Source organism: Paraburkholderia sp. OAS925 (assembly GCF_040543975.1).
GTDB lineage: Bacteria > Pseudomonadota > Gammaproteobacteria > Burkholderiales > Burkholderiaceae > Paraburkholderia > Paraburkholderia graminis.
Window position 1 is genome coordinate 2830734 of record NZ_JBEUNO010000001.1, and the last position, 21641, is coordinate 2852374.

Here is a 21641-nt window from a genome sequence, read left to right on the forward strand (position 1 = left end):
AAAGCGTGCCCCTTTACATCGTCCGAATGGCCAGGTTTCGGGCCTCGTGCAATGGCGTTAAAGTGAGCGCAACGTCATTTGCAAACGACAACGGCCGCGCATCGCGCGGCCGTCGGCAACACTGGAAACCTTCGGTGAGTTACTGGCTGAAGAGGCGCCGCGTGGCCGGCGAGCCCGCCGGAATGCCGGCCTGCTCGAGCTTCGCGTAAAGCGTCATGAGCTGCTTTTCGATCGCGAGCAGCGCGGTCTCGGGCAACGGGCGCCGACCATCGTCGACCACTCGCCCGCCGATGCGCTCGGCCAGCGACTTCGCGTAGTCGCACATCAGACGGAACGGCAGGATGTCTTCGTCGGCGACCGGCACGTCGAGCACCAGCGTGATCATCTGCCCGCCCTTGTACGTGAGGTCGTCGCGCAGGAAATTGGTGTCGCCGAACTGCAGCATGAACACCGGGCTCTGGCGCGCGTCGAGCTTGACGAAGCGCGTGCCGTCGCGCGACAGCAGCAAGCCGTCTTGCGAAGCGACCGCCTGCACATAGTTGGCCGACCACGGCGCGCCGTCCGACAGCACGTTGATCGACAACTGCGCGTCGCACTGCGCGGCGAAAGCGTCGAGCTCTCGCGCCATCGCAACCGTTTCGAGCATGTCGGGAAATTCCGGCGATGCGTCGAGCGCGTCGGCGAACTGCTGCACGCCTGTCACGAACTCGGAGAACTCGAGTTCGTTGAGCGCGCCGCTGCGGTTGGCCAACTGCGCGGCCGCGCGCAACTCTTCGTAACGCGCGCCGTTTTGCAGCAGTTCCCACGCGCCGCCTTCGAGCTTGCCTTCGATATGCACGGGCTTGCTGCCCGCGCGGCGCAAACGCTGCGCAAGCGGGATGACCTTGTCGCCCGCAACCGGTCCGTTCAGACGAATCGGCACGATGCAGTCGATGCGGCGATCGACGATAGCCGGCGGCGCCGACGAGATAGTAGTGGCCGCAGGCAGGATCGGTTCGATGTGCTCGTCGGGCTCGCGCGAAGCGTCGGCGGATTGTGCTGCCGCTGCGTCTTTGTCAGCACCGGCGCTCGCACCGCGCTCGGCATCGTCGTCATTGCCCGCTGGTGTAAAACCGTTCGGCGTAGTCGTCTCGGCCTGAATATCAGCCGGCGTATCGAGCGGCGCAGCGCCCACCGGCGCGCCGAAAGTCGGCTCTACACGTGCCGACGCCGTATCGGCAGACGTATCCGCGCCGACCACCGGCTCGCGGCGCGTGGTCGGCCGGGCCGGTTCGATGAACGGGCTCTGCTCCTCGTGGTCGTCGCGCGCGAAACTCTCCGCGGCGTCCGCCGGCATCGGCCGCGGCATCTTGCGACGCACCTTGGCGCTCTGCCACGCGTTGTACACGACCACGCCCCCGACCACCACGGCGCCCGCGCCGATCAAACCGAGTGTCAACTCGTCCATGCATGCTCCATCAGCAATTCTTTATATGCGCGGCCCGATGCCCGCTCCACGTGTCGCGCAGCCGCGGCCGCAGCGCTGAACGCGGGCGGCCGCGCTTCCATGATTCAAACGAAATTCGAACCGAATTCGAACCTAAGCTCAAACGATATTCTGGGCGAAACCCGCAGCCGTTTCCATGTCGACGGCAACGATGCGCGACACGCCCTGCTCCTGCATCGTCACGCCGATCAGTTGCTGCGCCATTTCCATCGCGATCTTGTTGTGCGAGATGAAAAGGAACTGGGTCTTGTCGGACATCGCGCGCACGAGGTTCGCGAAACGTTCGGTGTTGGCGTCGTCGAGCGGCGCGTCCACTTCGTCCAGCAGACAGAACGGCGCGGGATTCAACTGGAACATCGCGAACACCAGCGCGGTCGCGGTCAGCGCTTTTTCTCCGCCGGACAGCAGATGAATGGTCGAGTTCTTCTTGCCCGGCGGTTGCGCCATGACCTGCACGCCGGCGTCGAGAATTTCGTCGCCGGTCATGATCAGCTTCGCCTGGCCGCCGCCGAAAAGACGCGGGAACAGTTCGCCGAAATGACGGTTCACTTCGTCGAACGTGCCTTGTAGCAGCGTGCGCGTTTCCGCGTCGATCTTGCGGATCGCGTCTTCGAGCGTTTCGATCGCGCTCGTCAAATCGGCCGATTGCGCGTCGAGGAACGTCTTGCGCTCGGTCGCCGCCTTCAGTTCGTCGAGCGCGGCCATGTTGACCGGACCGAGCGCGGTGATCGCGTTGTTGATGCGCGTGACTTCGCCCTGCAGGTACGACGGCTTCATGTCCGGCGTGAGCTTGGCCTGCAGTTCCGCCTCGTCCACGCCGGCTGCCGCCAGTTGCTCGACGAACTGCTCGCCGTTCAGCCGCGCGGCCTGTTCCTTCAACTGCAATTCGTTGATGCGGTCGCGCAGCGGTTGCAGCGCGCGCTCGGCGGTCAGACGCGTTTCGTCGGCGGCGCGCAGCTTGGCGGTCAGGTCGTCCAGTTCGAGGCGAGCGGCGTGCAACGCCTCTTCCTTGACCGCGCGAATGTCGAGCGCGTCCTGCAAGCCGGTGTGCGCGGTCTGCTCGTTGATCGTTTCGAGTTCGGCGCGCGCGTCTTCCAGCGACGCCGCCACGCGCTCGCTCTGCTCATGCGCGACCTGAATGCTGCGCTTCAATTCGTCGATGCGAGCGGCCATGTTGCGCGCGGCGAAGCGCGCGTCGGTGGCGGCGCGGTCGAGATCGCGCGCCTGTCCGCGGGCCGTGGTCAGCTCTTCGTCGAGCGCCTCGAAAGCCAGTTGATGATCTTCGAAACGCGCCTGCAATTCCGCGAGTTCGCCGTCGTAGCGCTCGAAGTTCGCTTCCGACTCGGCACGCAGCGCGCGCTGTTCGTCGATCTGCGCATTGATCTCTTCGAGTTCCTCGCGAATCTGCGTGCTGCGCTGCGTATAGCGCTCGTGCGCCTGCGTGAGCTTGAGCACGTCGAGCTGCAACGCATGCACACGCTGCGTCGCGCGCTCGGCTTGCTGGCGCACGTCGGTCAGCGCCTGCGCGGCTTGCGTGTGCGCGGCTTCGGCGCGGATCGCGGCGGCCTTCGCTTCGTCGGCGAGCAAAGCCTGAGCGCGCACCTGGCGCGCGAGATTTTCGATTTCCTGCTGACGGGCCAGCATGCCGGCCTGCTCGGAATCGGCGGCATAAAGCTGCACGCCGACGCGCGTCACCACGTGCCCCGCCTTCACGACGAACGAGCCGCCTTCGGGCAACTGCGCGCGCATGCTGAGCGCCTGCTGCAGATCGTCGGCGACGAAAGCGAGGCCGAGCCAGTCGTTGAGCACGGCGCGGATGCCCGCGTCGTCGATCCGCACCAGCGACAGCAACGGCCGCAGCCCAGCGGGCGCCGCAACCGGCTGACCGGCGACGGGTGGTGCGTAGAACGCGAGCTTCGCGGGCGGCGCGTCGGTGGCGAACGCCTTGACCCAGTCGAGATTCGACACTTCGAGCGCGGCAAGCCGCTCGCGCAGCATCGATTCGAGCGCGGCTTCCCAGCCGGCTTCGACATGCAGCTTCTTCCACAGACGCGGCAACGCACCCAGTTCGTGCTTTTCGAGCCACGGCTGGATCTTGCCTTCGGTCTGCACGTTTTCCTGCAATTGCTTGAGCGCGGCGAGGCGCGCATCGAGCTGATGAATCTGCGCGCTTTCGGCCTGCACGCGCTCTTGCGCGGCGCGCCGTTCGGCGTCCAGACGCGGCAGCGTTTCCTGCGCATCCGCGAGACGCGCTTGCGCGTCGTGCAAAATTTCTTCGTGCTCGGCGAGCTGCATGCGCAGTTCTTCGAGTTGCGCTTCGTCGGGCGCATCGAGACCGCCGGCTTCCGCTTTCAGCCGCTCGTGACGCTGCTGCAACTGCTGCAATTGCTGGTCGGCGTTGCGCTGGTGCGCGGCTTCGAGCTTGAGCGCCTGTTCGGTCTGCGCAATGCCGCCGCGCTCCGCGTTCAGCTCCGCTTGCGCGTCGCGCCAGCGCGCTTCGAGCGCGGGCATGGCGTCGTGTTTCGCCGCGGCTTCTTCCTCGGCGACTACCGCTTTTTCTTCGGCGACGGCAAGCTGCTCTTCGGCGTCTTCCAGATCGCCTTGCGCCTTTTCGGCTTGCGCGAGCCATTGCTCGCGCTGCGCGGTGAGCGCGGCAATCTGCGCCTGCACGCGGTTGCGCGATTCGACAATGAACTTGATCTCGGCTTCGAGCTTGCTGACGTCGGCGTTCGCCTCGTAGAGCGCGCCTTGCGCGCCCTGCATCGCGTCGCTCGCCGAGTAGTGCGCGACGCGCAGCGTCTCGAGTTGCGCTTCCACTTCACGCAGTTTGGCGGTTTGCGCCTCGAGGTCGATCTGCGCCTGTTCGATCGCGCGCTGCTGACGTTCCTGCTCGCTGCCCGCCTCGTTCTTGCGCAACAGCCACAACAGACGCTGCTTTTCCTCGCCGTCGGTCTGCAGTTCCTTGTAGCGCGTGGCGACGACCGCCTGCGCTTCGAGCTTCTCCAGATTCGTGCTCAGTTCGCGGACGATGTCCTCGACCCGCGTCAGGTTTTCCCGCGTGTCATGCAGACGATTCTCGGTCTCGCGGCGGCGTTCCTTGTACTTGGAGACGCCCGCGGCTTCTTCGAGAAACACGCGCAACTCTTCAGGCTTCGCTTCGATCAGGCGCGCGATCATGCCCTGCCCGATGATCGCGTACGCGCGCGGCCCGAGGCCCGTGCCGAGGAAAATATCCTGGATGTCGCGGCGGCGCGCCGGCAGGTTGTTGATGTAATAGCTCGAGGTGCCGTCGCGCGTCAGCACGCGCTTGACGGCAATCTCCGCATATTGGCCCCACTGGCCGGCGGCGCGGCCGTCCGCGTTGTCGAACACGAGTTCGACGCTCGCGCGGCTGCCCGGCTTGCGCGCAGTCGAACCGTTGAAGATCACGTCCTGCATCGACTCGCCGCGCAGCTCGGAGGCGCGCGATTCGCCGAGCACCCAGCGCACGGCGTCGATGATGTTGGACTTGCCGCATCCATTCGGTCCGACCACGCCGACTAGCTGGCCCGGAACCTGGAAATGCGTGGGATCGACGAATGACTTGAATCCAGCGAGTTTGATCGAGGTCAGACGCACGGCGATTTCGCTGTTTGAGAAGGAAAAATAATAGGTGGCTCACGAAGACCGCACGAGCCGTTCGCGGCTGCGGCGAGACGGCCTACGGTCCTTGCCAGCCCTCGGGAATTGGGGCGCCGGTTGCACGCGGGTCGCGCATGCGCCGGCTAATGAGGGGCAATCATACCATCGCGCGTCGGCGGTTCTTGCGGTCGTTAGACTGTTCGCCCGCGCTGTCGTGCTTGTTGTCGTCCTTGTCGTCGCGGTCGGCCGCGGCGGCGTCGCCAGTGTCCTGATTGGCGGGATCGGGCGGCATGGCCTTCGGGCGATGCATCCAGCTCGACAGCGCCGACGCCAGCACGATGCACGCGCCGCCCGCCCATTCGCGCGGGCCGGGCGTTTCGCCGGCGAAGAGCCATGCGGAGAGCGCCGTCACTACCAGTTCGAACAGCATGATGATCGACGCCCGGTTGGCCGGCACGCGCGAGAGCCCGTACTGCACCAGCATGTTGTTCGACGCCAGCAGGAAACCGAGCCCCAGCACGAGCCACGCCGCGGTGCCGAGATGCGCGCCCGTCGGCGGCGAGGGCATCGCTTCGAACAGCGACGCGCACGCGCCGAAAATCGCCGCGCCGCCGAAGATGGTCGCGGTGCGCATCTCCGGTTTCATCTGCGGCAACACGCGGCTTGTCTTGAGGATCAGGACGTTGCTCATCGCGAAGCCCATGCCGCCCGCGAGGCCCGCCCATTCGGCGAGGTTGCCCGGCAGCGGAATGCCGAGCTGCGGCGACCATAGCATCGTCATCGCGCCGACGAGCGACAGCGCGGCGAGACCCGCGCCCGGCCAGGTCAGGCGCTCATGCAGGATGAAATGCGCGAACAGCGCGGTCCACGCGGGCGTCAGATAGAAGAGCAGCAGCACGCGCATCACCTGGCCGTGGATCGAGCCCCACACGAAGCCGAGATTCGTGATGCCCGCGGCGAGCGCAAGCGCCGGCAGCAGCCAGTGCCAGCGCACGGTCCGGATGGCCCGATGACGCACGAGCAGCACGAACAGGCAACCCGCGCCGCTCGTCAGCGCGCTCGCCGCCGTGCCCGTAACGCCGAGCGACGCCAGCATCCGCAACGGATACCAGATCACGCCCCACACCGACGCGCCCAGCATGATCGCGAGCGTCGGCCAGCCTGTGCGCAGCCAGTTCGTCATGGCGACGGGCTCCGCGAGAGCGTGGCGGCGATTCGCTCGACGGCGTTGCTGGTGTTGCTGGTTTTGCTCGCGTTACTGCTGTTGCTGGTGTGGTAAGCAGCGGTGTTTTCACGGCTGCATTGCCTGGATGTCTGCCCGGCTCCTGCGTACATTGCTGCTCCTGCGGTGTTGCTGTTCGTGTTGCTGCGTGTCTTGTTGCTTGTGTTGCTGCTTGTATTGCTGCTCGTCGTTGTTTGCGTTGCTGCTCGCGTTACGGCCCGCGCCGTCCGCGCCGCGCCAGGCCCAAGCCCGCCCCACGCCACGCTATAATTCCCTGCTCGCCGCCGCCGTCCCGCCGCCACTTAGCGCGGCTCGACAGGACACCAGCGGAGGCGCATGCGCCGTCGCACCTCTTTCCGCGCTTTCTTCGATCAGGCCCGATCCGCCCAGTGAATCCGCTACTCGACTCCCTTCAGCCCTATCCGTTCGAAAAGCTGCGCGCGCTTTTTCAAGGACGTCACGCCGGCCGCCGGCCTCGCGCATATCAGCTTCGGCATTGGCGAGCCCAAGCATCCGACGCCCGCGCTGATACGCGACGCGGTGATCGCATCGCTCGGCGGTCTGTCCGCGTATCCGGCGACGCTCGGCTCGGCGCCGTTGCGCGAGTCGATCGCGACCTGGGTCACGCAGCGCTACAGTCTGCCGCCCGTCGATCCCGCGACTGAGGTGCTGCCGGTGTCGGGCTCGCGCGAGGCGCTGTTCGCGCTCGCGCAAACGGTCATCGACCCGAAGCGTAATGCAGAAGGCGAGCCTGCGATCGTACTCTGTCCCAACCCGTTCTACCAAATCTACGAAGGCGCCGCGATCCTCGCGGGCGCCGAGCCGTACTTCGTGAACAGCGACCCGGCGCGCAACTTCGCGTGCGATTACTCGGCGGTGCCCGAAGCGATCTGGGCCCGCACGCAGTTGCTGTACGTGTGCTCACCCGGCAATCCGACGGGCGCTGTGCTGACGCTCGAAGACTGGCGTGAACTCTTCGCGCTGTCGGACCGTCACGGCTTCGTGATCGCCTCCGACGAGTGCTACTCCGAAATCTACTTCGACGAAGCCAACCCACCGCTCGGCGGCCTCGAAGCCGCGCACAAACTGGGCCGCGGCTACGATCGGCTCGTGATGCTGTCGAGCCTCTCGAAGCGCTCGAACGTGCCGGGCATGCGCTCGGGTTTCGTCGCGGGCGACGCCGCCATCCTCAAGGACTTCCTGCTGTACCGCACGTACCACGGCGCGGCGTTGTCGACCGTGTATCAGAGCGCCAGCATCGCGGCCTGGAACGACGAGGCGCATGTGCGCGAGAACCGCGCGAAATACGTGCAGAAATTTTCGACGGTCACGCCGATGCTCGCCGAGGTGCTCGACGTGCGTCTGCCGGACGCCGCGTTCTATCTGTGGGCCGACGTCTCGCGCACCGGCCTCTCCGATACCGAGTTCGCCCAGCGTCTTTACGCCGACTATAATGTGACCGTTCTGCCGGGTTCGTTCCTCGCGCGCACCGCGCACGGCGTGAACCCAGGCCGCAATTTCGTGCGCATGGCGCTCGTCGCCGACGTCGACGAATGCACGCAGGGTGCGCAACGAATCGTCGATTTTTGCCGCGGGCTCGCGGGCTGACTGTCGTGCTGCCGCGTTTGCGCTTGCCGGCTTTGCGCTGCCGGCTTTGCGCGAACACTGCACACCGCCTCCCTTCTTCAGACTTCAACTCTTCATAAAGCACGCATATGTCGCAACAACTTCAGCAGATCATCGACACCGCCTGGGACAACCGCGCCGAGCTGTCGCCCAAGGCCGCTCCGGCCGACGTGCGCGAAGCCGTCGCCCACGCCATCGAGCAACTCGATAAGGGCGCGCTGCGCGTCGCCGAGAAGAAAGACGGCGACTGGGTCGTCAATCAATGGCTGAAGAAAGCCGTGCTGCTGTCGTTCCGCCTGGAAGACAATGCGCCGATGCCGGCCGGCGGCTACAGCCAGTTCTACGACAAGGTGCCGTCGAAGTTCGCGAACTACACCGCTGAAGACTTCGCGGCCGGCGGCTTTCGTGTCGTGCCGCCCGCCATCGCGCGCCGCGGCTCGTTCATCGCGAAAAACGTCGTGCTGATGCCGTCGTACACCAACATCGGCGCTTACGTCGACGAAGGCTCGATGGTCGATACGTGGGCCACCGTCGGTTCGTGCGCGCAGATCGGCAAGAACGTGCACCTGTCGGGCGGCGTGGGCATCGGCGGCGTGCTGGAGCCGCTGCAGGCGAACCCGGTCATCATCGAGGACAACTGCTTTATCGGCGCGCGCTCGGAAGTGGTGGAAGGCGTGATCGTCGAGGAAAACTCGGTCATTTCGATGGGCGTGTACCTCGGCCAGAGCACCAAGATTTACGACCGCGAAACCGGCGAAGTGTCGTATGGCCGCATTCCGGCGGGTTCGGTCGTGGTGGCGGGCAATCTGCCGTCGAAGGACGGTTCGCATAGCCTCTACTGCGCCGTGATCGTCAAGAAGGTCGACGCGAAGACACGCGCGAAGGTCGGCCTGAACGAGCTTCTGCGAGGCGACTGATGGCGCGCGGCACAAAAACTGTCGTCTACGGTATTCCGAATTGCGACACGGTGAAGAAAGCGCGCGTGTGGCTCGAGGAGCACGGCGTCGAGTTCGAGTTTCACGACTTCAAGAAGGCCGGCGTGACCGAGCCGCTCGTGCAGGACTGGCTGAAAGACGTGAAGCTCGACGCGCTGCTGAACCGTCGCGGCACCACATGGCGCGGCCTGTCCGACGACATGAAGGCCGCTGCCGACACGCAGCCGGGCGCGATCGCGTTGATGATCCACAAGCCGTCGGTGATCAAGCGGCCGGTGCTGGTGGTCAACGGCCGCGTCAAGTCGCTCGGTTTTTCCGCCGACGAATACGCGGCGTTGTTTGCGTAAGCGTAGCGTTGTTTATCTAAAAACGCGGTCCGCCGCGTTGCGTCAAAGCTGTTGCCGGCTGCGGTGCTTCACCGCCAGCCGGCATTTTTTCATTTCCAAGTGGCTTGTACTGAATCCATGTCCGGCACCCTCGCCCTTACCGAACAACTGATCGCGCGCGCCTCCGTCACGCCCGACGACCAGCATTGCCAGCGCCTTCTGATCGAGCGCCTGTCCGCGCTCGGCTTCGAGCACGAAACCATCGAATCGAACGGCGTGACGAATCTGTGGGCCGTGAAACGCGGCGTCGACGGCCGGGCGGGCAAGCTGCTCGCGTTTGCCGGTCATACGGACGTGGTGCCCACCGGCCCGCTCGATCAATGGCAATCGGCGCCGTTCCAACCGACGCATCGCGACGGCAAGCTGTACGGCCGGGGCGCAGCCGACATGAAAACGTCGATCGCCGGCTTCGTGGTGGCGAGCGAGGAATTCGTCGCGGCGCATCCTCAGCATCGCGGCTCGATCGCGTTCCTGATCACGAGCGACGAAGAAGGCCCCGCCACCGACGGCACCGTCAAAGTGGTCGAAGCGCTGCAGGCGCGCGGCGAACGCATGGACTACTGCATCGTCGGCGAACCGACTTCGAGCGCGCAGTTCGGCGACACGGTAAAGAACGGCCGGCGCGGCTCGATGTCGGGCAAACTCGTCGTCAAGGGCGTGCAAGGCCATATCGCGTATCCGCACCTGGCGAAAAACCCGGTCCATCTGCTCGCGCCCGCGCTGGCCGATCTCGTCGCCGAACGCTGGGACGACGGCAACCAGTACTTCCCGCCCACCACCTGGCAAGTGTCGAACATTCATAGCGGCACGGGCGCCACCAACGTGATTCCCGGCCACGCCGACATCATGTTCAACTTCCGCTTCTCGACGGCCAGCACGGTCGAAGGATTGCAGCAGCGTGTCCACGCGATCCTCGACCGGCACGGCCTCGAATACGATCTGCAATGGACGGTCAGCGGCCTGCCGTTTCTCACGCCGCACGGCGAACTGTCGAGCGCGCTGGCGAAAGCGATCAAGGACGAAACCGGCGTGAGCACCGAACTGTCGACCACGGGCGGCACGTCGGACGGCCGCTTCATCGCGCGCATCTGCCAACAGGTGGTCGAGTTCGGCCCGCTGAACGCCAGCATCCACAAGATCGACGAACATATCGAAGTTGCCCACATCGAGCCGCTCAAGAACGTGTATCGCCGCGTGCTCGAACAACTGATCGCTTAACCCTCGGCACATACGAGGGACATTCAAGGACTATTGCGATGACGCTGCCCTTTTCCACCGTCCGCGACCTGCTGCGTTTCGCGGTGTCGCGCTTCAACCAGGCCGGGCTGTCGTTCGGCCACGGCTCGGCCAACGCCTACGACGAAGCCGCCTACCTGGTGCTGCACACGCTGCATCTGCCGCTCGACCTGCTCGAGCCGTTCATGGACGCGCGTCTCTCGGCAGCCGAAATCGACGCCGTGCTCAACGTGATCGAGCGCCGCGCCAGCGAGCGCGTGCCGGCCGCGTACATCACGCAGGAAGCGTGGATGCACGGCTTTCGCTTTTACGTCGACGAGCGCGTGATCGTGCCGCGTTCGTTTATCGGCGAGCTGCTGCAGGACGGCCTGCAACCGTATGTGGAAGATCCCGAGCAGGTGAGCGCCGTGCTCGAACTGTGCACGGGTTCCGGGTGTCTCGCGATTCTCGCGGCGCACGCGTTTCCGAATGCCGACATCGACGCGGTGGACCTGTCCGCGCCGGCCCTCGAAGTCGCCGCGCGCAACGTGGCCGACTACAAGCTCGACGACCGCATCGCGCTCTTCGAAGGCGATCTTTATGCGCCGCTCGCGCAGCGCCGCTACGACGTGATCATCAGCAATCCGCCGTATGTGAACGCGGCGTCGATGCAGGAACTGCCCGCCGAGTACAAGCACGAGCCGGAAATGGCGCTTGCGGGCGGCGCGGACGGTATGGACATCGTGCGGCGAATCATTGCGGACGCACGCAACTGGCTGACCGAAGACGGCGTGCTCGTGATCGAGATCGGCAACGAGCGTCAGCATGTGGAAGCGGCGTTCGGCGGCCTGAACCTCGTCTGGCTGTCGACGAGCGCCGGCGACGACAACGTGTTCCTGATTCAGGCCGCGGATCTGCCTCTCTGATGTTGTGACGATGTTTTAGCGCCGAGCGGTGTGTGGGCGAGAGGCGCCTGCGCGCCGGTCGACGTTGGCTTGCCGCTTTTGCTGGGCTGCCCGCCGAAGCCAGCCAGCACGCGCGCCGCCGCGCGCACGCGCCGTCCACGGAAGCTCTAAGCCCGCCCCCGCCGTCGCCCCACACAAACCCCGCCCTCACCCCAACCGCCTCGCGTTCGGTAAGATGAGCGCCGTTGCCCGCGTTCCTCCGACGCCCCGGCACGGCATTTCGCTCAACCCTTCGCTCGCCTATGCAATTCGACCTGCTTCACGTCGGCACGCTGGTGGCCCTCGCGCACATACTCGGCGCGGTCGCGGCGTGTCACGCGATTCTCAATACCCGCACGTCGCAAGGCGCGATCGCGTGGGCCGTGTCGCTGGTCGCGATGCCGTATCTGACACTCGTCCCTTACCTGTTCCTCGGGCGCAGCAAGTTCGCCGGCTATGCCGACGCCCGCCGCGTCGAGAACGAACTGTTGCGCACGCACGCGCATCCTCCGCAGTGGGACAAGCTGGCTTCGTCGGTCGAACTGCCCGCGCATGCGCTGGGAGGCAGGCTCGTGCACTCGCTGACGCGCCTGGGCGGCATGCCGTTTCTGCCGGGCAATGCCGTGCGTACGCTGGTGAACGGCACGGCGACTTTCGAGGCCATTTTCGATGCCATCGAGCACGCGCGTCACTACATCATCGTGCAGTTCTTCATCGTCCGTGAAGACGCGCTCGGCGAGATGTTCAAGGAAGCATTGATCGCGAAAGCGCGCCAGGGCGTGCGCGTCTATTTCCTCTACGACAGCATCGGCAGCTTCGATCTGCCTCATCGTTACGTCGCGTCGTTGCGCGCGGGCGGCGTGGACACGCATCCGTTCGCGACCAATCGCCTGTTCGTCAACCGGCTGCAACTGAACTTCCGCAATCACCGCAAAATCGTTTCCGTCGACGGCGAGCGCGCGTTTGTCGGCGGACACAATGTCGGCGTCGAGTATCTGGGCGCGAAGCCGCCGCTTTCGCCGTGGCGCGACACGCATATCGAAGTGCGCGGGCCGGCGGTCGCGAGCATCCAGTTCGTGTTCACCGAGGACTGGTACTGGGCCACGCAGCAATTGCCGCAACTCGATGTGCCGCCGATGCCGGTGGACTCCACGAACGCGTCGCTCCCCGCAAGCTCAACGCCCGCCGCCAACCACGACATGCACTGCCTGGTTGTGCCGAGCGGCCCCGCCGACAAGCAGGAAACCTGCTCGCTGTTTTTCGTCGAAGCGATCAACGCGGCGCGCGAGCGCATCTGGATCACGACGCCCTACCTCATTCCCGACGAAGCCGTGTTCTCCGCATTGCGGCTCGCCGCGCTGCGCGGCGTCGACGTGCGCATCATGATTCCGAGCCGGCGCGATCACGTCGTGGTGTTCGAAGCGTCGAAGCTGTACGCGTACGATTCGCTGCGCGCGGGCATCCGCATCTTTCGTTATCAACCCGGCTTTCTGCACCAGAAGGTCGTGCTGATCGACACCGTGGCCGCCGCGGTGGGCAGCGCCAACCTCGACAACCGTTCGTTCCGGCTCAACTTCGAGATCATGGTCGTGACCGTCGATCAGTCATTCGCGAAAGAAGTCGAAGCCATGCTGCTCGACGACTTCGCGCAATCGCGCGAGATCGACCGCAACGAGTATCGTCAGGCAAGCGCGGTGCGGCGCGTACTCATGCACGTGGCCCGGCTGTTCTCGCCGATCCTGTAAAGCCCCGCCACGTGCCGCCGGTTTCACAGCAGCTTTTCGATGTCCTCGGTAATCGTCTCCGGCTTGGTCAGCGGCGCATAGCGCTTGACCACGTTGCCGTCGCGGCCGATCAGAAACTTCGTGAAATTCCACTTGATGCCTTCCAGGCCGAGCAGCCCCGGCGCTTCGCCCGTCAGATAACGGAACAGCGGATGCGCATTCGCGCCGTTCACGTCGATCTTGTCGAACATCGGGAACGTCACGCCGTAGTTCTTCTCGCAGAAGCTGCCGATCTGCGCGGCGTCGCCCGGCTCCTGCTTGCCGAACTGATTGCATGGAAAGCCCAGCACCGTGAGCCCGCGCGCCGCGTAGCCGTCATAGAGCTTCTGCAAGCCCGCGTATTGCGGCGTGAACCCGCATTCGCTCGCCGTATTGACGATCAGCAGCACTTTGCCTTCGTACTGCGCGAGGCTCACTTCCTCGCCGCCTAGCGTGCGGGCCGTAAAAGAATAAATCGATGTCATATGCTCTCCCCACGAAAGCCGTCAGTCTATGTCAAAAGCGCGGCCGATACAGTCGGCCGAATGGCCGATGCCGGCTAAGGTCCCGGTGTCATCCCCGGCAGTCTAAAATAGCGTTTTTCTTCAGCCGGCCTTTTCGTGATCCGCTTTAACCAGTTCAGCCTCGCGCGCGGCACCAAGCCGCTCTTCGACAACACCACGTTCACGCTCAATCCCGGCGAAAAGGCCGGCCTCGTGGGCGCAAACGGCGCGGGCAAGTCGACGCTGTTTGCCGTGCTGCTCGGCGAACTGCACGCGGACGGCGGCGATTTTTCGATCCCGCCCACGTGGCAGATCGCGCACGTCGCGCAGGAAACGCCCGCTGCCGACAAGACCGCGCTCGCCTATACGCTCGACGGCGACGCCGCGTTGCGCGCGATCGAAGCACGCATTGCCGCCGCCTCCGCCGCGCACGACGGCGCGGCCGAAGCCGAAGCCCACGCCGCCTTTGCGGACGCCGACGGCTACACGGCGCCCGCGCGCGCCGAAGCCTTGCTGCTCGGTCTCGGCTTCACGCTCGAGCAGACCCGCGAGCCGGTCAGCAGCTTCTCGGGCGGCTGGCGCATGCGCCTGAATCTCGCGCAGGCGCTGATGTGCCGCTCGGACTTGCTGCTGCTCGACGAACCGACCAACCACCTGGACCTCGACGCAATCGTCTGGCTCGAGGAGTGGCTGCATCGCTATCCGGGCACGCTGATCGTGATCTCGCACGACCGCGAATTTCTCGACTCCGTCTGCAACGTCACGCTGCATCTCGAACAGCAGCAGATCAAGCGTTACGGCGGCAACTACTCGCAATTCGAAGTGCTGCGCGCGCAGCAGATCGCGCTGCAACAGAATGCGTACGAGAAGCAGCAGCGCACGGTCGCGCATCTGCAGAGCTACATCAACCGTTTCAAGGCGCAGGCCACCAAGGCGCGCCAGGCGCAAAGCCGCGTGAAGGCGCTGGAAAAGATGGAACTGATCGCGCCGGCGCACGCCACGTCGCCGTTCACGTTCGAATTCCGCACGCCCGATTCCGCGCCGAATCCGATGATGGTGATGGAAGACGTGCGCTGCGGCTACCACAGCGAGGACGGCGCGGAGATTCCGGTCGTCGAGCGTGTGATGCTGTCTATCCAGAACGGTCAGCGCATCGGCCTGCTCGGCGCGAACGGCCAGGGCAAGTCCACGCTGATCAAGACGCTGGCCGGCACGCTTGCGCCGCTCGGCGGGCATGTGCGCGAAGGCAAGGGTTTGCGCATCGGCTATTTCGCGCAGCATCAGCTCGAAACGCTGCGTGCCGACGACACGCCGTTGCAGCACCTCGCGCGTCTCGCGCCCGACACACGCGAACAGGAATTGCGCGACTTCCTCGGCAGCTTCAATTTTTCCGGCGAAATGGCGACGTCGAAAATCGCGCCCTTCTCCGGTGGCGAAAAGGCGCGGCTCGCGCTTGCGCTGATCATCTGGCAAAAGCCGAACCTGCTCCTGCTCGACGAGCCGACCAATCACCTGGATCTGGAGACGCGGCATGCGTTGACGATGGCGCTCGCGCAGTTCGAAGGCACGCTCATTCTCGTCTCGCACGACCGGCATTTGCTGCGCGCCACGACCGATCAGTTCATGCTGGTCGCGAAGCACCGTCTGCAGGAATTCGACGGCGATCTCGACGATTACCGCGACTGGCTCTTGCAGCACGCAGCGGAGCAGCGCGCGGCGTTGAAGGCGGGGAATGCGGCGAACGGCGCGTCCAATGGTGGCTCGAACGGCACCGACAACGGCGCTGACGGCGGCGTGAATCGCAAGGAGCAACGCAGGCTCGAAGCAGAAACGCGTCAGAAGCTCGCGCATCTGAAAAAGCCGCTGCAAAGCCGCATCACGAAGATCGAGAAGGAAATGGACGCGCTCAACGCGGAGAAGGCGACGCTCGACGCGTTCGTCGCCGATCCGGCCAGTTACGAGCCCGCTCAGAAGAGCAAGCTGACGGACGCGATCCGCCGTCAGGCAGATGTGAACGCACGCCTCGAGGCGCTCGAAGCCGAGTGGCTCGAGACACACGAGGAACTCGAACAAATCGGTTAGCGGAACGCTCGCTGCGATCCGCGCCGGCATCGACGAGAGGTTGGCTTTGTCATCTGCGACGTCTTCCGCTGCATCTGCTGCATCTGCTTCGTCTTTCGGCGAGTCCGCGCCGGCCGACGCCGCGCCACCGCCTCTAAAGGGCCTGCGCGTGCTCGACCTCACGCGCCTGCTCCCCGGCCCCGTTGCCGCTTTGCGGCTTGCGGAACTCGGCGCCGACGTCCTGAAGATCGAAGCGCCCGGCGCCGGCGACCCTACCCGCACGATGATGCAGTCGTCGAGCGACCGCGTAGCCGGGCGGCCCGGCGCGTTCTACCGGCTCGTCAATCGCGGCAAGCGCGAGACGCGTCTCGACCTCAAATCCGAAGCGGGACGCAATGTGCTGCGCGCGCTCGCGTCCGAGGCGGACGTGCTGATCGAAAGCTTCCGGCCGGGGGTGATGGACCGGCTCGGCGTCGGCTACGCGACGCTGCGCGCGGCCAATCCACGGTTGGTGTACTGCGCGATTAGCGGCTACGGCGCACGCGGACCATTCGCCGATCGCGCCGGGCACGACCTGAACTACATCGGCTACGCGGGTGTGCTGGATCAACTCCAGAGTCGCGACGGCACGCCTATCGTGCCCAACTTTCAGATCGCCGATCTGCTTGGCGGCGCGCTTAGCGCGGTCACGCAGATTCTCGCCGCGTTGTGGCAGGTGTCGCGCGGCGGCGAGGGCCGCTTTGTCGACGTTTCCATGACACACGCCACGCATGCGCATAACGTGGTCGCGCAAGTTGCGCTTGCCAATGAGAATGCCGCGGCAAACATAGCGGCAAGCGCAGCGGGAAACATGGCGGCAAGCGCAGCGCGACAGGCGCCGGAAGAAACACGCGCGGGTTCGGGTCTGCTGAACGGCGGCGTGCCCTGCTACAACCTCTACCGCACGCTGGACGGCCGCTGGCTCGCGGTCGGCGCGCTCGAACTGAAGTTCTGGGAGAGCTTGTGCATGGCGCTCGATCGCCCCGAGTGGGCCACGCGTCACTGGAGCCTGGGTCAGGCGATTGGCGGACCGGACGCCGCCGCGCTCACGCAGGAGCTTGCCGACGTGTTCGGCTCGCGCGCACTCGATGAATGGGTCGCGCTGCTCGAGCCGCTGGATTGCTGCGTCTCGCCTGTACTGACGGCGGCGGAAGCGGCGCGGCATGTGCTGTTTGATCCGCGGGCGTATGAAACGCAGGAAGCGGATCAAGCGCATGAGCCGAACCACGAGCTCGACGCGTTCGGTCAGCGCAACAAGGAAAGCGAAGGCTAAAGCGCCCTTCGCTCCTCATCCCAACCCGAGGACGCCGCCGACAACTACCGCCGCGCCACCGTCTGCCGCGGCAACGTCTGACGCGGCGTCTTTTCATCGTCGTAAAGCAGATGCTTGCGGCCTTCCACGTGGCGATTGATGGTGGCGCGCACGTCGGCGGCGGTGGCGTCGCCCGCTACCACGCGGCGTGAAATCTGTCCGGTCCGGTCGATCCACTCGACAATCCGGCAAGCGCCGCCCCACGGTTGCTGAATGGGCGCGGAGACCCGGCAACCGCGCACCTGTATCGGCCGCTCGGCTACGGTTTCATGTGACTGTTTCAAGGCGCGATCCTTTTTCCGGCATCGAAGGGATGCAATACCCTGGCAGCTTAAGGAAAAAGGAAGGGCTTGTTGGTTACAGCCAACCTGGAGATATTTACCGCGCATTACGGCAAGCGCCGCGCGCGCCCCGGTCGCGGCAGCGGCGAAAGGCCCGTCTACTCGAGCGTACGAACCCGGTCGATTGCCTGTTCGATACGCTCGACCGCAACGACCTGTAAGCCTTCTATCGGCTGCTTGGGCGCATTGGCCTTCGGAATCACGGCCACCGAAAAGCCGAGCTTGGCCGCTTCCTTCAGACGTTCCTGACCACGCGGCGACGGCCGGATTTCGCCGGCGAGGCCGACTTCGCCGAACACCACGAGGCCTTTGGGCAACGGCTTGTTACGCATCGACGAATGAATCGCGAGCAGCACCGCGAGGTCAGCGGCGGGCTCCGTGATCTTCACGCCGCCCACCGCGTTCAGGAACACGTCCTGATCGAAACAGGCAATGCCCGCATGCCGATGCAGCACCGCGAGCAGCATCGCGAGACGATTCTGTTCGAGGCCGACGGCGAGACGCCGCGGATTCGGCGCATTGGCGGAATCGACCAGCGCCTGCACTTCCACCAGCAGCGGCCGCGTGCCTTCCTGCGTCACCAGCACGCACGAGCCCGGCACCGACTGTTCATGCTGGGACAGAAAAAGCGCCGACGGATTGGCGACGCCGCGCAAACCGCGCTCGGTCATCGCGAACACGCCAAGCTCGTTGACCGCGCCGAAGCGGTTCTTGATCGCGCGCACGAGGCGAAACGACGAATGCGTGTCGCCCTCGAAGTACAGCACCGTATCGACGATATGTTCCAGCACGCGCGGCCCCGCGAGCGCGCCCTCTTTCGTGACGTGGCCGACCATGATGATCGTGGTGCCCGACTGCTTCGCGATGCGCGTCAATTGCGCCGCGCACTCGCGCACCTGGGCGACCGAACCGGGCGCGGACGTGAGCGCGTCCGAGTACACGGTCTGGATCGAATCGATGACGGCGACATCCGGCCGCTGGTCGGCAATCGTCGCCTGAATTTTTTCCAGCTGGATTTCGGCGAGCAATTGCAACTCGCTCGCCTTCGAACCCGGTTCGAGCAGCGACAATCGTTGCGCGCGCAACGCAATTTGCGCAGCCGATTCCTCGCCGCTGATGTAGAGCGCGCGCTTGTCGGCGGCAATTTCAGCGAGCGACTGCAGCAACAGCGTCGATTTGCCGATGCCCGGATCGCCGCCGATCAACACCACGCCGCCCGGCACCAGACCGCCGCCGAGCACGCGGTCGAATTCGCCGACGCCGGTGGTGAAGCGCGGCACGTCGGACGCTTCGATGTCCGCGAGGCGCCGCACCGGCGCGCTCTTCGCGAGCGACTGGAAGCGATGCGTGGAAGGTGCTTCCGCAACCGATTCGACCAGTGTGTTCCAGGCCTGGCATGACGGGCATTGTCCTGCCCATTTCGGCGATTGACCGCCGCATTCACTGCATACGTACAACGTTTTTGCTTTTGCCACGCGTTCCTGCCCGAGTTGCGGTTGTTCTAATGTTGCTTGGTTGTTGTTTGCCGTTGCCTACGTCATTCCGCGCGCACCGGAACGCGTGGCGCGACCGCGCACATCAGCTCATAACCAATCGTGCCGCACGCGCGCGCCACATCGTCGATGGGCAAGGACGCGCCCCACAATTCGACGCGCGAGCCGACGTTCGCCGTGGGAACCGGCGTGAGGTCGACGGTCAGCATGTCCATCGAAACGCGTCCGACGATCCGCGTGCGCACGCCGTCCACGATCACCGGCGTGCCTTCGGGCGCGACCCGCGGATAGCCGTCCGCATAGCCGCACGCGACCACGCCGATGCGCATTGGCCCGCGCGCCTTGAAGAGCGAGCCGTAGCCGACGGTCTGACCTTCCGCGATGTTTTGCACGGCGATCAGTTCCGACGCGAGCGTCATGGCCGGCTGCAAGCCCGTGCCCTGGATCGCCGCGGACACGCCCGAAGGCGACGCGCCGTACAGAATGATGCCCGGCCGCACCCAGTCGAAATGCGATTGCGGATGCCACAGCGTCGCAGCGGAATTAGCGAGGCTGCGCGCGCCGGCGATGCCTTGCGCGCCGCGCTCGAACGCTTCCATCTGGTGAGCCACGCCGCGCTCGCTGTCGGCGTCGGAGAAATGGGTCATTAGCGTGATCTGGCCGACGCCCTGGCAGGCGCGCGCCCGCTCCCACGCCGCGCGGAATTTTTCCGGCGTGTAGCCGAGCCGGTTCATGCCGCTGTTCATCTTCAACTGGATGTTGACGGGCTTGGAGAGCCGCGCCATTTCCAGCATGCGCAACTGCTCGTCCGAATGCAGCGCCGTCGTGAGGCTATAGCGGTCGATGACGTCGATGTCCGTCGGACGAAAAAAGCCTTCGAGCAAAAGAATCGGGCCGGCCCAGCCCAATTCACGCAACTTCACGGCTTCTTCGAGGTCCAGCAACCCAAAGCCGTCGGTTGCCCGCAAACCTGGAAAAGCGCGCGCGAGGCCGTGCCCGTAGGCGTTGGCCTTGACGACCGCCCAGATCTTCGATTTAGGCGCATAGCGGCGCGCGACGGCAAGGTTATTGGCAAGGGCGGACGTGTGAATCGTGGCTGAGAGGGGGCGCGGCATGGAATATTTTCGTAAAGACGCTTGCGAATCAGCGGCTTACAGGGCGTTTTCAACGCGCGGCAGCCCGCTGGGCGGTGCGATCAAGGATTCTGCTAGTCTGAATGCAGCTATTTTCATGATATAAAGCCGTGCGCACAACCCATTTCGAACGGCATAAGCCCGGACGCATAACAAACGGCCGGGGCGGACAGACCGCAGCGAGGACAGCATCGCATCAGATGAAAAAAGGTTTTTACACCATCATGGCCGCGCAGTTTTTTTCGTCGCTGGCCGACAATGCGCTTCTGATCGCCGCTATCGCACTGCTGAAAGATCTTCACGCTCCGAACTGGATGACGCCGCTGCTCAAGCTGTTCTTTGTGCTGTCGTACGTCGTTCTTGCCGCCTTCGTGGGCGCCTTCGCCGATTCCCGTCCGAAAGGACGCGTGATGTTCATCACGAACACGATCAAGGTGCTCGGCTGCATCACGATGCTGGTCGGCGCGCATCCGCTTATTGCCTACGGTATTGTCGGTTTCGGCGCGGCGGCGTATTCGCCGGCCAAATACGGCATTCTCACGGAACTGCTGCCGCCTGACCGCCTGGTTGCCGCCAATGGCTGGATTGAAGGCACCACGGTCGGCTCGATCATTCTCGGCACCGTGCTCGGCGGCGCGCTGATCAGTCCGCATATCGCGGCGCCCATTCTGCGGCACCACATTCCCACAGTGAACACGCCCGCCGAAGCGGCGATGCTCGTGATCATGGTGATCTATGTGATCGCGGCGCTCTTCAATCTGCGCATTCCCGATACCGGCGCGCGCTATCCGAAGCAGCAGCACGGTCCGATCAAGCTCGTGACCGATTTCGCCGACTGCTTCGTCGTGCTGTGGCGCGACAAGCTCGGGCAAATCTCGCTGGCCGTCACCACGCTCTTCTGGGGCGCAGGCGCGACGCTGCAATTCATCGTGCTGAAGTGGGCGGAAGTGTCGCTCGGCATGTCGCTCTCCGAAGCCGCGATTTTGCAGGCCGTGGTGGCCGTCGGCGTCGCGGCCGGCGCGATCTTCGCGGCTTCGCGCGTGCCGCTCAAAAAGTCGCTGTCGGTGCTGCCGGTCGGCATCATGATGGGCATTGCCGTGATGCTGATGGCGTTCTACACGCGGCATCTGTTCCCCGCTCACTGGGGGCTGTACTTCGGCCGCATGCATGTGCCCGGCTATCTGATCTTCGCGTACAATTTTCCTGATGATCGTGGGCGGCCTGTCGGGCTTCTTTGTCGTGCCGATGAATGCGCTGCTCCAGCATCGCGGCCACGTGCTGCTGTCGGCCGGCCATTCCATCGCCGTGCAGAACTTCAACGAAAATCTCTCCGTGCTCGTCATGCTGTGCCTGTACGCGGTGCTCGTCTGGCTCGACGTGCCCGTCGCGGCGGTGATCGTGCTGTTCGGCACCTTCGTCTGCGTGATGATGTGGCTCGTCATGCGACGTCACCAGGCGAATCAGCGCGCGTTCGACTCGGTCGCGCTGATCGGCGAAGTCAAGCACTGAACCACGCGCGCGGCCCGGTTGTCGGGCCGCCCACCGTCAACCGTCTCCGCGG

The 21641-nt window shown here is 64.9% G+C and carries 14 protein-coding genes and 2 pseudogenes; 9 read left to right on the top strand and 7 right to left on the bottom strand.

Annotation, left to right across the window (positions count from 1 at the left end):
• Positions 1–139: 139 nt before the first annotated feature.
• From ABIE53_RS12305 to ABIE53_RS12315, 3 genes are all read right to left on the bottom strand, one after another.
• Positions 140–1447, bottom strand: coding sequence for a cell division protein ZipA C-terminal FtsZ-binding domain-containing protein (locus ABIE53_RS12305; protein WP_107706684.1), 1308 nt, complete (start codon positions 1445–1447; stop codon positions 140–142).
• Positions 1448–1585: 138 nt separating this feature from the next.
• The gene (smc, locus tag ABIE53_RS12310) at positions 1586–5104 is read right to left on the bottom strand and encodes a chromosome segregation protein SMC (protein ID WP_107706683.1); all 3519 of its coding nucleotides are present in this window, start codon (positions 5102–5104) and stop codon (positions 1586–1588) included.
• 160 nt (positions 5105–5264) lie between these two features.
• Positions 5265–6290 carry a DMT family transporter gene (locus ABIE53_RS12315; RefSeq protein WP_107706682.1) on the bottom strand — a complete coding sequence of 342 codons (1026 nt, stop codon included), beginning with the start codon at positions 6288–6290 and terminating at the stop codon, positions 5265–5267.
• A gap of 428 nt (positions 6291–6718) precedes the next feature.
• Between ABIE53_RS12315 and dapC the strand changes: the two are divergent.
• From dapC to cls, 6 genes and pseudogenes are all read left to right on the top strand, one after another.
• Positions 6719–7937: pseudogene (gene dapC, locus ABIE53_RS12320) on the top strand (succinyldiaminopimelate transaminase).
• 107 nt (positions 7938–8044) lie between these two features.
• Positions 8045–8872, top strand: coding sequence for a 2,3,4,5-tetrahydropyridine-2,6-dicarboxylate N-succinyltransferase (dapD, locus tag ABIE53_RS12325; RefSeq protein WP_053858274.1), 828 nt, complete (start codon positions 8045–8047; stop codon positions 8870–8872).
• Positions 8872–9237 (top strand): ArsC family reductase, encoded by a 366-nt coding sequence (locus ABIE53_RS12330; RefSeq protein ID WP_006053008.1) that lies wholly within the window; start codon positions 8872–8874, stop codon positions 9235–9237. The genes dapD and ABIE53_RS12330 overlap by 1 nt, the downstream gene beginning before the upstream one ends.
• A gap of 117 nt (positions 9238–9354) precedes the next feature.
• Entirely contained in the window at positions 9355–10494 is a 1140-nt protein-coding gene (dapE, locus tag ABIE53_RS12335) for a succinyl-diaminopimelate desuccinylase (RefSeq protein WP_107706679.1), read from the top strand.
• A 38-nt stretch (positions 10495–10532) separates the two neighbouring features.
• Positions 10533–11417, top strand: a complete 885-nt coding sequence (gene prmB, locus ABIE53_RS12340; RefSeq protein ID WP_107706678.1) for a 50S ribosomal protein L3 N(5)-glutamine methyltransferase — start codon at positions 10533–10535, stop codon at positions 11415–11417.
• A 281-nt stretch (positions 11418–11698) separates the two neighbouring features.
• Positions 11699–13180: a cardiolipin synthase gene (gene cls / locus ABIE53_RS12345; RefSeq protein ID WP_006053005.1), complete on the top strand. Its 1482-nt coding sequence runs from the start codon at positions 11699–11701 to the stop codon at positions 13178–13180.
• A gap of 23 nt (positions 13181–13203) precedes the next feature.
• Here cls and ABIE53_RS12350 read toward each other — a convergent pair whose 3' ends face one another.
• Positions 13204–13683, bottom strand: a complete 480-nt coding sequence (locus ABIE53_RS12350) for a glutathione peroxidase (protein ID WP_029970836.1) — start codon at positions 13681–13683, stop codon at positions 13204–13206.
• A gap of 135 nt (positions 13684–13818) precedes the next feature.
• On the opposite strand from ABIE53_RS12350, the gene ABIE53_RS12355 reads away from it, so the two are divergent.
• Complete coding sequence (locus tag ABIE53_RS12355) at positions 13819–15783, top strand: ATP-binding cassette domain-containing protein (protein WP_107706677.1); 1965 nt, start codon at positions 13819–13821, stop codon at positions 15781–15783.
• 148 nt (positions 15784–15931) lie between these two features.
• Positions 15932–17074 (top strand): CaiB/BaiF CoA transferase family protein, encoded by a 1143-nt coding sequence (locus ABIE53_RS12360; RefSeq protein ID WP_053858277.1) that lies wholly within the window; start codon positions 15932–15934, stop codon positions 17072–17074.
• Positions 17075–17118: 44 nt separating this feature from the next.
• Here ABIE53_RS12360 and ABIE53_RS12365 read toward each other — a convergent pair whose 3' ends face one another.
• From ABIE53_RS12365 to alr, 3 genes are all read right to left on the bottom strand, one after another.
• Positions 17119–17397 (bottom strand): DUF2866 domain-containing protein, encoded by a 279-nt coding sequence (locus ABIE53_RS12365; RefSeq protein WP_006053001.1) that lies wholly within the window; start codon positions 17395–17397, stop codon positions 17119–17121.
• A 155-nt stretch (positions 17398–17552) separates the two neighbouring features.
• Positions 17553–18929, bottom strand: a complete 1377-nt coding sequence (gene radA / locus ABIE53_RS12370; RefSeq protein WP_006053000.1) for a DNA repair protein RadA — start codon at positions 18927–18929, stop codon at positions 17553–17555.
• 62 nt (positions 18930–18991) lie between these two features.
• Positions 18992–20062 (bottom strand): alanine racemase, encoded by a 1071-nt coding sequence (gene alr, locus ABIE53_RS12375; RefSeq protein ID WP_006052999.1) that lies wholly within the window; start codon positions 20060–20062, stop codon positions 18992–18994.
• 218 nt (positions 20063–20280) lie between these two features.
• On the opposite strand from alr, the pseudogene lplT reads away from it, so the two are divergent.
• Positions 20281–21589 (top strand): annotated as a pseudogene (gene lplT, locus ABIE53_RS12380) (lysophospholipid transporter LplT).
• The last annotated feature ends 52 nt before the right edge of the window (positions 21590–21641 follow it).